The sequence below is a fragment of the Aquamicrobium lusatiense genome (assembly GCF_014201615.1).
Lineage (GTDB): Bacteria > Pseudomonadota > Alphaproteobacteria > Rhizobiales > Rhizobiaceae > Mesorhizobium > Mesorhizobium lusatiense.
This window is the reverse complement of the sequence record NZ_JACHEU010000010.1, coordinates 1-14,098: the sequence shown is the minus strand read 5'-3', so window position 1 is coordinate 14,098 and position 14,098 is coordinate 1. Positions and strand designations below refer to the sequence as shown.

Annotated in this window: 8 protein-coding genes; 7 read left to right on the top strand and 1 reads right to left on the bottom strand. The window is 61.6% G+C overall.

The genetic code is table 11. The features are described from left to right. The first annotated feature begins 180 nt into the window (after positions 1-180). The 7 genes from HNR59_RS20490 to HNR59_RS20460 all read left to right on the top strand — a co-directional run bounded on the left by HNR59_RS20490 (position 181) and on the right by HNR59_RS20460 (position 11,438). The gene (locus HNR59_RS20490) at positions 181-1,434 is read left to right on the top strand and encodes an aspartate kinase (protein WP_183833185.1); all 1,254 of its coding nucleotides are present in this window, start codon (positions 181-183) and stop codon (positions 1,432-1,434) included. Between the two features lie 75 nt (positions 1,435-1,509). Beyond that, on the top strand, positions 1,510-3,780 hold the full coding sequence (gene ptsP, locus HNR59_RS20485; protein ID WP_183833183.1) for a phosphoenolpyruvate--protein phosphotransferase: 2,271 nt from the start codon (positions 1,510-1,512) through the stop codon (positions 3,778-3,780). Positions 3,781-3,894: 114 nt separating this feature from the next. Further along, on the top strand, positions 3,895-4,971 hold the full coding sequence (gene prfA, locus HNR59_RS20480) for a peptide chain release factor 1 (RefSeq protein ID WP_183833181.1): 1,077 nt from the start codon (positions 3,895-3,897) through the stop codon (positions 4,969-4,971). A gap of 27 nt (positions 4,972-4,998) precedes the next feature. Beyond that, positions 4,999-5,853: a peptide chain release factor N(5)-glutamine methyltransferase gene (gene prmC / locus HNR59_RS20475; protein WP_183833179.1), complete on the top strand. Its 855-nt coding sequence runs from the start codon at positions 4,999-5,001 to the stop codon at positions 5,851-5,853. Between the two features lie 312 nt (positions 5,854-6,165). Continuing rightward, positions 6,166-6,996: a DUF4167 domain-containing protein gene (locus HNR59_RS20470; protein ID WP_183833176.1), complete on the top strand. Its 831-nt coding sequence runs from the start codon at positions 6,166-6,168 to the stop codon at positions 6,994-6,996. A 245-nt stretch (positions 6,997-7,241) separates the two neighbouring features. Further along, positions 7,242-9,854 carry an ATP-dependent chaperone ClpB gene (gene clpB, locus HNR59_RS20465; protein WP_183833174.1) on the top strand — a complete coding sequence of 871 codons (2,613 nt, stop codon included), beginning with the start codon at positions 7,242-7,244 and terminating at the stop codon, positions 9,852-9,854. A gap of 168 nt (positions 9,855-10,022) precedes the next feature. Then, positions 10,023-11,438, top strand: coding sequence for a L,D-transpeptidase family protein (locus HNR59_RS20460; RefSeq protein ID WP_183833172.1), 1,416 nt, complete (start codon positions 10,023-10,025; stop codon positions 11,436-11,438). An 89-nt stretch (positions 11,439-11,527) separates the two neighbouring features. On the opposite strand, the gene HNR59_RS20455 is transcribed toward HNR59_RS20460, so the two are convergent. After that, on the bottom strand, positions 11,528-13,495 hold the full coding sequence (locus HNR59_RS20455; RefSeq protein ID WP_183833169.1) for a M23 family metallopeptidase: 1,968 nt from the start codon (positions 13,493-13,495) through the stop codon (positions 11,528-11,530). Positions 13,496-14,098 lie beyond the last annotated feature (603 nt).

The following is a 14,098-nucleotide window of genomic DNA, read 5'->3' as shown; positions in this document are numbered from 1 at the left end:
CGTACGAAGTCGGGTTTGGGACGCGGAAAGTCAAGGCGACATTTATACCAGACTGCGGCAATCCCTTGCGCGAAAAGTCTCTATTGGCTAAGGAGGCGGCGCATCGGCGCGAGGCTGGTTTGTCCCGTGCCAGACCGATCATCCGGGGATATCCCCGTCATTCAAAGGCATTCCGCTCCCATGGCGCGTATCGTGATGAAATTCGGCGGGACTTCGGTCGCCGACATCGCCCGCATCCGCAATGTGGCGCGGCATGTGAAACGTGAAGTCGATTGCGGCCATGAGGTGGCGGTGGTCGTTTCGGCGATGGCCGGCAAGACCAACGAGCTGGTGGCGTGGACCCGCGAAGCATCGCCCATGCATGATGCGCGCGAATACGATGCCGTCGTCGCTTCGGGCGAGCAGGTCACGGCCGGCCTTCTGGCGCTTGCGCTCCAGAATATCGGCGTCAATGCCCGCTCCTGGCTTGGCTGGCAGATCCCGATCCGCACCGACAATTCGCACGGTGCCGCCCGTATCAAGGAGATCGACGGCTCGTTCCTGATCAAGCGTTTCGGCGAGGGACAGGTGGCCGTCATCGCCGGTTTCCAGGGGCTGGCCCCCGACAACCGCATCTCGACGCTCGGCCGTGGCGGTTCCGACACCAGCGCCGTGGCCATCGCGGCGGCCGTCAAGGCGGACCGCTGTGATATTTATACCGACGTGGACGGTGTCTACACGACCGACCCGCGCATGGAGCCGAAGGCACGCCGCCTCGATCGCATTTCATTCGAGGAAATGCTGGAGATGGCCTCGCTCGGCTCCAAGGTGCTGCAGGTTCGTTCGGTGGAGCTGGCCATGGTGCACAAGGTGCGCACCTTCGTGCGCTCGTCCTTCGTGGAGCCGGATGCTCCCGGCATGGACGACTTTCTCAATCCGCCTGGAACGCTCATTTGCGACGAGGATGAAATCGTGGAACAGCAGGTCGTCACCGGTATTGCCTACGCCAAGGACGAAGCGCAGATCTCGCTGCGCCGTGTCGCCGACCGCCCGGGCGTTTCCGCCGCCATTTTCGGGCCGCTGGCCGAGGCCGGCATCAATGTCGACATGATCGTCCAGAACATTTCCGAGGACGGCAAGTTCACGGACATCACCTTCACGGTTCCTTCCGGAGACGTCGACAAGGCGCTCGCCGTCCTGGACAAGGCACGTGAGACGGTCGGATATGATGCCATCCAGCATGACAAGGGCCTGTCGAAGGTATCGGTCATCGGCATCGGCATGCGCAGCCATGCGGGCGTCGCAGCCACCGCCTTCGAGGCGATGGCGGAAAAGGGTATCAATATCCGCGCCATCACCACTTCGGAGATCAAGATTTCCATTCTGATCGACGGACCGTATACGGAGCTTGCAGTGCGCACGCTCCATTCCGTATATGGTCTTGACAGGCAGTAAGGGTCGCGGGCCCGGCCGCGGGCCATTTCCGGCGCGCAGGTCCGGATAGAGCGGCCATTGGAGAAAGACGCCGCAATGCGCGAAACGGCGGTCGGCCCACGCGTTCTACTGAAACGGCTGCGCGAGCTCATGCAGGAGCCGCTGGAGCCGCAGGATAGACTCGACCGGATTGTGCGCGACATTGCCGCCAACATGGTGGCGGAAGTCTGCTCCCTTTATGTGCTGCGCGCCGATTCGGTTCTTGAGCTCTACGCTACCGAAGGCCTCAACCCCGGCGCCGTTCACCTTGTACAGCTGCGTCTTGGTCAGGGTCTGGTCGGCACCATTGCCGCCAGCGCCCGGCCGCTCAACCTGTCGAACGCGCAGGAACACCCCGCATTCGCCTATCTGCCGGAGACCGGCGAGGAGATTTACAGCTCCTTCCTCGGTGTGCCTCTTCTGAGGGCAGGGCGCACGCTCGGCGTTCTGGTCGTCCAGAACAAGACCATGCGCACCTATCGCGACGACGAGGTCGAGGCGCTGGAAACCACCGCCATGGTCATCGCCGAGATGATCGCTACCGGTGACCTTGCGCGTCTGTCGCGCCCCGGCCTCGAGCTCGATCTCAAGCGTCCGGTTTCGTTCGGCGGCGTGTCCTTCAATGATGGCATGGGGCTTGGCCATGTCGTGCTGCACGAGCCACGCGTCGTCGTCACCAACCTGTTCAACGAGGACAGCGATGAGGAAATCCGGCGGCTGGAAACGGCGCTGGGCTCGCTCAGGCTGTCCATCGACGACATGCTGGAACGGCGCGACGTGGCCTTCGAGGGCGAGCATCGCGAGGTTCTGGAAGCTTACCGCATGTTCGCCAACGATCGCGGCTGGGTGCGCAGGCTGGAAGAAGCGATCCGCAACGGGCTGACCGCCGAGGCTGCGGTCGAAAAGGTCCAGAGCGACATGCGCGCGCGCATGATCCACATGACCGATCCCTATCTGCGCGAGCGGATGAGCGATTTCGACGATCTCGCCAACCGGTTGCTGCGCCAGCTGATGGGGGCCGGCCCGGAGGACATCGCGGCGGCCTTGCCCAAGGATGCGATCATCGTGGCGCGCTCCATGGGGGCGGCGGAACTGCTTGATTATCCGCGCGAGAAGCTGCGCGGACTGGTGCTCGAAGACGGCGCCGCCACCAGCCATGTGGTGATCGTTGCGCGCGCGACCGGCATTCCGGTGGTCGGGCAGGTCAAGGGCGCCGTGTCGATGGCCGAGAACGGCGACGCCATCATCGTCGACGGTGAGGAAGGCTCGGTTCATCTGCGCCCGCAGTCGGACCTCGAATCGGCTTATGCCGAAAAGGTGCGGTTCCGCGCGCGGCGGCAGGAGCTTTATCGAGAGCTGCGCAACAAGCCCTCCGTGACCAGAGACGGCGTCCTGATCGACCTTCTGATGAATGCGGGCCTCATGGTCGACCTGCCGCAACTGGCGGAATCGGGCGCGGCCGGTATCGGCCTGTTCCGCACCGAGCTGCAGTTCATGGTGGCCTCCACCTTCCCGCGCGCCGAGAGTCAGGAACAGCTTTACCGGGATGTGCTGGACGCCGCGCGCGGCAAGCCCGTCACCTTCCGCACCATCGACATCGGCGGCGACAAGGTGCTGCCTTATTTCAAGAACAACACGCCGGAGGAGAACCCGGCGCTCGGCTGGCGCGCGATCCGCCTCACCCTCGACCGGCCGGGCTTGCTGCGCACGCAGATTCGCGCCTTGCTCAAGGCTGCCGGCGGGCGCGAGCTCAAGCTGATGCTGCCGATGGTGACGGAGCTTGGTGAGATCGCCCAGGCGCGCGAAATCATCGACCGCGAGGTGCGCCATCTGTCGCGCTTCGCGCACCTGTTGCCCAACAGTCTCAAGCTCGGCGCCATGATCGAGGTGCCCTCGCTGCTGTTCCAGCTCGACGAGCTGATGAAGGCGGTGGATTTCGTATCGGTCGGTTCCAACGACCTGTTCCAGTTCGTCATGGCCGTGGATCGCGGCAACACGCTGGTGGCCGATCGCTTCGATCCGCTTTCGGTGCCATTCCTGAGGGTTCTGAAGACCATCGCGGATGCAGGCCGGCGCAACCACACGCCGGTGACGCTGTGCGGAGAACTGGCCGGTAAGCCGATCTCGGCCATGGTTCTGATCGGCCTTGGCTTCCGCTCCATTTCCATGTCGCCGGCGTCGATCGGCCCGGTCAAGGCGATGCTGACGGAGCTGCCGGTTGCAGAGTTGGAGGCGTTTTTCGCCGACAATCTGTCGGCCACCGCGAACGATATTCCGATGCGGGCGCTGTTACACGCCTTTGCCGACGACCATTCGATTCCCCTTTAGTGCATTCCGGCCTTTTGAAGAAAGTTGGAGTGAACAGGGTCTTTTCATCCGCATCTGTGCAAAGCCGGCTTTACGGTCCGTTTGCGGGATGCCCAGCCCGGCAACGGTAGCAGCATGAGCAGTCTTCCCCGCGATCGCATGGATCAGGTCGTCAAGCGTTTCGAAATGCTCGAAGCGCAGATGGCGGCTGGCCCGGAGCCGGAAGCCTATGTGAAGATGGCTTCGGAATATTCCGAGTTGCAGGATCTTGCAGGCAAGGTCCGCGCTTTGCGGGAAGCCGAGCGCGAGCAGGCGGATCTCACCGCAATGCTGGCCGACAAGTCGACCGATGCGGAGATGCGCGAACTGGCTGAAGCCGAATTGGCTGATGTCGAAGACCGCATCGAGGCGCTAGAGCATGACATTCAGATCCTTCTTCTGCCCCGCGATGCGGCAGACGAGAAGAATGCAATTCTCGAAATCCGCGCCGGCACCGGTGGCGATGAGGCGGCCCTGTTCGCGGGCGATCTTTTTCGCATGTACGAGCGCTATGCGGCCGGGCGCGGCTGGCGCTTTGAGGTCATTTCGGCCAGCGAAGGCGATGTCGGCGGCTATAAGGAAATCATCGCGACAGTTTCCGGCAAGGGCGTGTTCGCGCATCTGAAGTTCGAATCAGGCGTGCATCGCGTCCAGCGCGTGCCCGAAACCGAGGCGCAGGGGCGCATCCATACCTCGGCGGCCACGGTCGCCGTGCTTCCAGAAGCGGAGGAGGTCGATATCGACATTCGCGCCGAGGACATCCGCATCGACACCATGCGCGCCTCGGGCGCCGGCGGCCAGCACGTCAACACCACCGACTCGGCCGTGCGCATCACTCACCTTCCCACAGGCATCATGGTTGTTTCGGCTGAAAAATCGCAGCATCAGAACCGGGCGCGGGCCATGCAGATCCTGCGTGCGCGCCTGTTCGACATGGAGCGCACCCGTGCAGCGGAAGAGCGCTCCGAATCGCGCAAGTCGCAGGTTGGCTCCGGCGACCGCTCCGAGCGCATCCGCACCTACAATTTCCCGCAGGGGCGGGTGACCGACCACCGCATCAATCTCACTCTCTACAAGCTGGATCGGGTGATGATGGGCGAGATGGACGAAATCATCGATGCCCTCATTTCCGACCATCAGTCGAAGCTGCTGGCCGATATGACGGAGAGCTGAGATTTTGCGCCGTCGCCGGAGGCTTCCGTGACCCTTGCAGAGCTGTTGCGTCTTGCCCGGCAAAGGCTTGAAGCTTCGGGAATTGAAGATGCCGCGCTGGATGCACGCCTTCTGGTGGAGCATTTCACCGGCACCAGCCGCAGCGATGCCATTGCGTGGCCGGACATGGTCACAGAATCACAGGCGGTAGCTGCGGTCGAGGCCGCGCTTGAACGCAGATCCGCCGGCGAGCCTGTCCACAGGATCCTTGGCTTTCGGGAGTTCTACGGCCTTGAGCTGTCGCTGTCGGCGCAGACGCTGGAGCCGCGGCCGGACACGGAGATCCTCATCGATGCGATCCTGCCTTTCATGCGCGACGTCGCTGCGCGGGAAGGGGCGTGCAGGGTTCTGGACCTTGGGACGGGAACGGGCGCCATCGCGCTTGCCCTGCTCGCCAATGTGCCGGACGCCACGGCAATCGGCGTCGATGTTTCGGCGGATGCTCTGGCAACCGCGGCGCGCAACGCCGCCGGTCTCGGCCTTGCAGACAGGTTCACGGCCCTGCGCAGTGACTGGTTTTCGCAAGTAAACGGCCGTTTCCATGTAATTGCCTCAAACCCTCCCTATATTCGTTCCGATGATATTGCCGGCCTGCAAGCTGAAGTCCGGTTATTTGATCCGGTACGCGCTCTGGATGGTGGAGAGGATGGGTTGCAGCCCTACCGCGTCATCGCCGCGCAGGCAGCCGCCCATCTCGAACAAGATGGTGCCGTGGTCGTGGAAATCGGCAACACGCAGCGTTTGGAGGTCATCTCCATTTTTGAAAATGAATGTTTTCGGCTGCTGGAAGCCAGACGCGATCTGGGCGGAAATGACCGGGTTCTTCTGTTCGCAGTTGCGTAAAGAGCTTGTACCCGCGGCGAAATAACGCTTGGCAAGGTCTGCAAATATAGATAGGGTCACCTCAACCGGATGAGTTGAAGCAGGCAGATCTTCCAGAGATTCGGTTCCCTTGGACATAGCTGCCTTATGCGCAAATGGCGCTGAATGCTTCGCGGGGAATCATCCGGTAAGTGTTATGTGACCGGGACAAGGTGGCACGTGGCGCCAACGCAATCGATGCGGGCGAGCACCGGCGGGATGACAAATCGGCAGGCCCCATGAGCCTTGCCGCCGCGATAGGTTTTTCTTGATTTTCCAACTGAAGAGACTCGGATGAGGCCACAACAGCAGAACAGGCGTATGCGCGGTCGCAATAATGGCGGCAATAATAACAATAATAACAATAACAACCGCAAAGGGCCGAACCCTTTAAGCCGGAATTACGAGAGCAATGGCCCGGACGTCAAAATTCGTGGCTCCGCTCAGCAGATCGCCGAAAAATATACGACGCTCGCTCGCGATGCGATGAGCTCCGGCGACCGCGTGATGGCTGAAAACTATCTGCAGCACGCCGAGCACTACAATCGAATCATTGCCGCCGCACAGGCGCAGATGCCGATCCAGCATGTACAGCCTGTACGTGACGACTTCGACGATGAAGACGATCGCGATGACGCAGAAGTTCCTGCCAGCACCGGCAATGAAGCGCATCAGAACCAGCCTCAGGCCGGGAATGGCTCGGGTCCGCAGCCGGTGATCGAAGGCGTTCCCGCCGAAGTTGCGCTGAACGCGGAAGAAGTTGCCGAGAATCGCGTTAACCGCGAAGGCGGTCGGGGCCGCGAGAGGGCCGGCGGCCAGCGCGGCGAACGCCGCACTCGCGAACCGCGCCAGAAGGACAGCGAAGCTGCCGCTACAACGGCCGTTGCTGAGGTGGAAGAAGCTGCTTCGCCTGCTGCCGTAGCTGATGATGCTGCGCTGGCACCTCAACCCAATCTCGGCCCGGCCGCTCTGGCCGCCGAGGCCGAGAAGAAGGAAGCAAAGCCGGAGGCGGAAGCGCCTGCCAAGCCGCGCCGTCCGCGCAAGCCGCGCGCCACTGCGGCGAGCAAGGAAACGGCCGAGGGAGCGCAGGCTGAAGAGCCGGCCGTGGCCGCTTCGGAAAGCTGATCCGAAAAACTCTTTTTTGAAGATATGAAAAGCGGTGGAGAGAAATCTCCGCCGCTTTTTTGTCGTCGAAAGCATGTGCTGCGAAGAAGCCCGGAAAATTCCTCCTGTTACGCCCACGGGCTCCTTGAGAGCATTGGTTGTGCGCCCCATATCTGTGAAGAATTGAACCTGGCTCCATGGGGCGGGTTCGTCACCGCAATCTGCTCCGGTGCCGCACAGCGGGCCGGACAGCCAAGGAGACAGGCATGAATCTTGATAAGTATTCCGAGCGCGTGCGCGGCTTCATTCAGTCGGCACAGCAATATGCACTGAACCGAAACAACCAGCAGTTCACGCCCGAGCACATCCTCAAGGCTCTTATCGATGACGATGAAGGTTTCGCAGCCTCGCTGATCGATCGCGCCGGCGGTCTTGCGAAGGATGTGGAGCTCGGCGTTGATGCCGCGCTTGAGGCACAGCCGCGCGTCGAAGGCGGCAATGGCCAGCTTTATCTGGCGCAGCCGCTGGCCAAGGTATTTTCCACCGCCGAGGATCTGGCGAAGAAGGCCGGCGACAGTTTCGTGACGGTGGAGCGTCTGTTGCAGGCGCTGGCGATGGAGAAGTCGGCGGCAACCTCCGACATTCTCGCCAAGGCAGGCGTGACCCCACAGGCACTCAATCAGGTCATCAATGACATCCGCAAGGGCCGCACCGCCGATTCGGCTTCGGCAGAGCAGGGTTATGATGCGCTGAAGAAATATGCGCGCGACCTGACGGCCGACGCGCGCGCGGGCAAGCTCGATCCGGTCATCGGCCGGGATGACGAGATTCGCCGCACCATTCAGGTGCTTTCGCGGCGTACCAAGAACAATCCGGTGCTGATCGGCGAGCCGGGCGTCGGCAAAACGGCGATCGCCGAAGGGCTGGCGCTGCGCATCGTCAATGGCGACGTGCCCGAATCGCTGAAGGACAAGCAGTTGATGGCGCTCGATATGGGCGCGCTGATTGCCGGCGCGAAATATCGCGGCGAGTTCGAGGAGCGGCTGAAGGCCGTGCTCAATGAGGTCACTGCCGCGGCCGGCGGCATAATCCTGTTCATCGACGAGATGCACACGCTGGTCGGCGCCGGCAAGGCGGATGGGGCGATGGACGCTTCCAACCTGCTGAAGCCGGCACTTGCGCGCGGCGAACTTCACTGCGTTGGTGCGACCACGCTCGACGAATACCGCAAGCATGTGGAGAAGGACCCGGCGCTCGCACGGCGTTTCCAGCCCGTATTCGTGGATGAGCCGACCGTCGAGGATACGGTTTCGATCCTGCGCGGCCTGAAGGAGAAGTATGAGCAGCACCACAAGGTGCGCATTTCCGACTCGGCTCTGGTGTCGGCGGCGACCCTGTCCAACCGCTATATTGCCGACCGCTTCCTGCCCGACAAGGCCATCGACCTTGTCGACGAGGCGGCATCGCGCCTGCGCATGCAGGTCGATTCCAAGCCCGAGGCGCTGGATGAGATCGACCGTCGCATCATGCAGCTCAAGATCGAGCGCGAGGCGCTGAAGGTCGAGAAAGATGAAGCTTCCAAGGATCGTCTGGTGCGGCTGGAGAAGGAGCTTTCCGATCTGGAAGAGGAATCTTCGGGACTGACCGCCAAGTGGCAGGCTGAAAAGCAGAAGCTTGGTCTGGCTGCCGATCTGAAGAAGGAACTGGACGCAGCGCGCAACGAACTTGCCATTGCCCAGCGCAAGGGTGAATTCCAGCGCGCCGGCGAGCTTGCCTATGGCCGGATCCCGGAACTGGAAAAGAAGCTGGCCGAGGCTGAAGCCCATGACGGCAAGCCGGGCGGCATGGTCGAAGAGGTCGTCACGCCCGATCACGTGGCACATATCGTGTCTCGCTGGACGGGCATTCCGGTCGACAAGATGCTGGAAGGCGAGCGCGACAAGCTTCTGCGCATGGAAGACGAACTGGCGAGGCGTGTGGTCGGTCAGGGCGAGGCCGTGCAGGCGGTCTCTAAGGCCGTGCGCCGTGCGCGCGCGGGCTTGCAGGATCCGAACCGGCCGATCGGCTCGTTCATGTTCCTCGGCCCAACGGGCGTGGGCAAGACGGAGCTGACCAAGGCTCTGGCTTCGTTCCTGTTCGACGACGAGAACGCCATGGTGCGCATCGACATGTCGGAGTTCATGGAGAAGCACTCCGTGTCCCGGCTCATCGGCGCGCCTCCCGGCTATGTCGGCTATGAGGAAGGTGGCGCCCTGACGGAAGCTGTGCGGCGCCGGCCTTATCAGGTCGTGCTTTTCGACGAGATCGAGAAGGCGCATCCGGACGTTTTCAACGTTCTGCTGCAGGTTCTCGATGATGGACGCCTGACCGACGGACAGGGCCGCACGGTCGACTTCCGCAACACGCTGATTGTGATGACTTCCAACCTCGGTGCGGAATATCTGGTCAATCTGACCGACGATCAGGACGTGGATGTGGTGCGCGACGATGTGCTGAATGTCGTCAAGGCTTCGTTCCGGCCGGAATTCCTGAACCGCATCGATGAGGTGATTCTGTTCCATCGCCTGCGCAGGCAGGATATGGGCCAGATCGTCCGCATTCAGCTCAAGCGTCTGGAAAGCCTGCTGGTCGATCGCAAGATCCATCTCGAGCTGGACGATGAGGCGGTCGAATGGCTTGCGCAGAAGGGTTATGACCCTGCCTATGGCGCACGCCCGCTGAAGCGCGTGATGCAGAAGGAACTGCAGGATCCGCTGGCCGAGAAGATTCTCGGGGGCGAAATTCTGGACGGTTCGACGGTGAAGGTGACCGCCGGCTCCGATCGCCTGAACTTCCGCAGCCGGTCGGGTGCGGGAACCGAGGCCGAACAGGCGGCGTAAGCCCCGCTCCAGCCGTGCTGGCTAAACAGGATGGCCGCAGCAATGCGGCCATCTTCATGCCCGGTTCATCTTGGAAAATTATCTTCAAAGGTCGGGTTGCGGGCAAAATGCCCTGAGAAAATGATTCGCCCCTGCGGGCGTATGGAATGCATGGAGAGCTTAGCCTGCATGTCGTCGCATATTTTCCTGTCCGCTTCGGTAATCGCCGCAGCATTGTTTTCATTCGATGCGATGGCTTCCTGGGGCGTTAGTTCTGCTGAAGAGCAGAGGCCGGTGTCCGAACCGGCCGGTTCGCTGATGCTGGCGCAGTCGGGCGATCTTGAAGTGTATTTCGATGGTGCCGGCAACCGCGTTATCGTCGACAGCTATACGGGCGAGGTGATCGCGGTCGAGCCGCCGGATACGCGCCGCGACCGGCGCGCGATGCGCCGGCAGCAAAGGCAGCAGGAACGGTATTACAACGACGACCCCGGCGACATGGAGCGCTTCCTTCAACGTCAGCGTGAAGAAGAGGCCCGGGTCTACGATCCCTATTCCGGCGGCTATTATCAGGAATTCCCTGAACCGCCGGGCGACACCTATCGCGGTCCATCAGGCGAGTTCCCGCAGGCGCCGGATTCTTCACGAATCGAAAGGCGTCAGCTTGAGGAGGCTTCGCTCGAACCCAATCTTCGCGCACCCGACTCGCCATCCAGGCCGGTGACGCCGACGACGCGCGTCGATTCCTCCCTCGCGCTTGGCGCGCGTGAGGATATAGCCGCACTGCAAATCCTGCTCGATCGGGCTGGCGCCTCGCCGGGCGTGATCGATGGCCGGTTCGGTTCCAATGTGGAAAAGGCGTTGGGCGTCTATCGGGAAATCACCGGCCAGACGCTGCGTTCCACGGATGCCATCGCCATTACCGAGGCTCTGGCCAACACCGGCGGCGACGCCTTTTCTCATTACGAGATCACCAATCAGGATGTGGCGGGACCCTATATCGCCTCGGTTCCGGTTGATTACAGCCATAAGGCTCAGCTCGAACACATGTCCTTCACCTCCGTGGAGGAGGCACTGGCCGAGCGGTTCCACATGGATGAGGCCTATCTGAAGGCGCTCAATCCGGAAGCCAACTTCAATCGTCCCGGCACCATTATCAGGGTTGCGAATTTCGGCAGGCTGGTTTCGACGCCCGTGGCGCGTATCACCGCCGATAAGGCGATGAAGCAGGTGCGTGCCTATGATGAAAGCGGCAAGCTGGTTGCGGCCTATCCCGCAACCATCGGGTCCTCAGCAACGCCTTCACCTTCTGGAATCCATGCAGTGACGCGCATCGCCGTCAATCCGAACTACACCTACAATCCAAAGGTCAATTTCAAGCAGGGCGAGAACGACAAGGTACTGACGATTCCGCCTGGCCCCAACGGGCCGGTCGGTTCGATCTGGATTGCGCTCGACAAGCCCACTTACGGTATCCATGGGACGCCGGAGCCCTCGAAAATCGGCAAGACCGAGAGCCATGGCTGTATCCGCCTGACCAACTGGGACGCGGCCGAGCTCGCCAAGCTGGTGAAGCCGGGCGTAACGGTGGAATTCATAGACTGATCCCGCAGGGCGTCGCCGGAGAGTGGACTGCGCCCGACAGAACCCTTTTGCAGACAGAATTTTTTGCGGGAGAGGGGCGGGGCTTTGCGTCAGCCTTCGACCTTGTTGGCGCTCGCGACCTTGAGACCGTTGCGGTCCTGCCGCTGCAGCAATTCGTCGATCCGCGCGCGCTCGCGCTGGAAGCTGGCCAGTTCATCGCCCTTCAGAACCTTGCCGACGGGCAGGCGCACGCGCATCGGATCGACCTTGGTTCCGTTTACGATCAGCTCATAGTGAAGGTGAGCGCCGGTCGAAAGGCCGGTCGAGCCGACATAGCCGATGACCTGGCCCTGCCGCACCCGCGCACCGGCAACGATGTTCTTCGCAAAGCCGCTTTGGTGATTGTAAGAGCTGACATAGCCATTGGCATGGCGGATCAGCGTCTGGTTGCCGTAACCTCCGGCCCAGCCGGCCTTTTCGACGACGCCATTGCCGGCGGCGATGATCGGCGTGCCGCGCGGGGCCGACCAGTCCACACCGGTGTGCATGCGGGTGTAGCCGAGGATCGGATGCCTGCGTCCGCCGAAGCCGGACCGGAACTTGCCATTCGGCAATGGATTGCGCAGCAGGAATTGCTGGGCGCTGCTGCCGTTTTCGTCGAAATAGTCGAATGAACCGTCTTCCATGCGGAAGCGATAGAAATTGCGGGACTGTCCGCCGATGCTGGCGGATACATAAAGAAGCTCGGAATTTTCCGAGGCATCGTCGTCCTCGTCCGGCTGAGAGAAAAGCACTTCCAGCCGGTCCGACGTTGTGGTGCGCGACTGGAAGTCCACATTCGAGGCGAGCAGCCTGATCAGGCGCTGCGTCATTTCCCGGGACATGCCGTAGGAATAGGCGGCCCGGTAAATGCCGTCATATACGGTGGGCAGGTTGCCACGCGCCTGAACCGGCGGAGAATCATCAAAGGCGGTCAGCAGTTCGGGATTTGGTTCCGGTTCGCCGGCAGGTACATATTGCCCGTCATCATCGCGGGCTATGGTCACGATGTGGCGCTTCCTGTCGTAAACGCCCGTGCGAACCACGGTCGCAACATCGCCACGGATCTCCAGCCCGACCCGCAGAACCGTGCCGGATTTGAGGGCGGGCGCATTCAGCAGCTTGGCGATGGAGGCCGCCATGCCCTTGGCATCATTTCCGTCGTAGCCTGAATCGGCCAGGGCCTCATCGATCCTGCGATCTTCCCGAAACGGGATGATCTCCTCTGCGAACACCGGGCCCTGTTCGCCGGCTTCCGGGTCTGGCCGTGGCGCCACGGATACGTTCTCAGGAACGACCCTGACGCCGTAAGTGCCGGCGAGACTCTGCGTCAGCTGATCGCCGAAACGCTGCGGGTCGACATAATGCAGCGATGCAACCTGAATGGAGCCTTCGGAAAGGTCGTCGGCTGCTTCGCGGACAACCTTCTCGACCTCGTCTGCCGACAGTTCGCTCTTTTCATCGAACGAGGCCGTGGCGATCGGGAAGTCTATGGTTTTCAGGCTGATCTCGCTTTCAACCTTGGCTCCGTAGATCTGTCCGGCGATGGCGGAGGGCGCAGCTGCCGGTGCCGCGCCATCATCTCTGAACACGCGCAAGGGATCGAAAGCCGGATAGGACGTCGTCGTCGTGTAGGCCGCGGCCAGCGCCATGTTGACCTGCACCAGCGGTATCGAGTGGATCACCTCGCGGTCGCCGACCCTGGTGACCATGGAAACATCCATGCGCCGGCGGTCCTTGGCGCGGGAAATCTGGCGGGGAGGCGTAACACGCGGCTTCTTTGCCTTCGCACCGGAAACGTCGTTCGATGCAAGACTGGCGAGTTCGGCGATTTCCGGAGGTGTTGCGAGCTGCTGGCGTCCATCAAGCGCGGCCAGCAGGGCAACGCCCATCAGCACGCTTGAGGTTACCCCTGTAAGAAATGTGCCCGAGAGCCAGCGTGCGGAAACCTCCCGGCGATCCGGGGGGCTCATGCGGCCGTCCTCTATAAGAGGCGGCTCGTTGCCGAGTTCGGCTATGACCTCTTCGGTATCCCGCATCCAGAAAGGCTGCTTCTTTCCCGTGGTCTCTTACATCTTGTCGATGACGCGGAAACGACCTTTGCCTGCGTAAGCGGCTCAAGTCAACGAAACCGTGTCGGTGCCGGCGTCGCCTTCCGGATGCCCCTATATAGAGAGAGGAGGGATGCGGCGCCTGCACGTGCGCATGTCGGCCTTCAATGAGGCGGCAATAGGGCCTCGAATCGCGTTTTGCGAGTCAAGAGGCTGGCGCCGAAAAAACGTGAAAAAACAGTGAAGAACGCCGCCAAAACTTTTGTCGTAAAAAATACAAAAAACTTCAAAATCGTTGTTGACTCTTTGGGCGGTCACCCCCTATAACCCGCTCAACAACGACGGCGGTGCCGCTGGCGACGGAAGAGTTCGCTCTAAACGAAGCCAAAAGTTAGCCGGTTCGGAGTTGACAAAAAGCCAGAGACAAGCGATAGCGAAACTCTGACGGGCCCTCGCCGAGAGGCGAATGCGGCCCACAGACCTCACTTCATGTGAAGTCCGTTCTTTGACAATTGAATATGAAGAAAGAGAAGCGTGGGCGGCAGAGTTTAGCTTCCTCGGAGTGAAGGTTTCGGCCTTTGCGGTGATGAG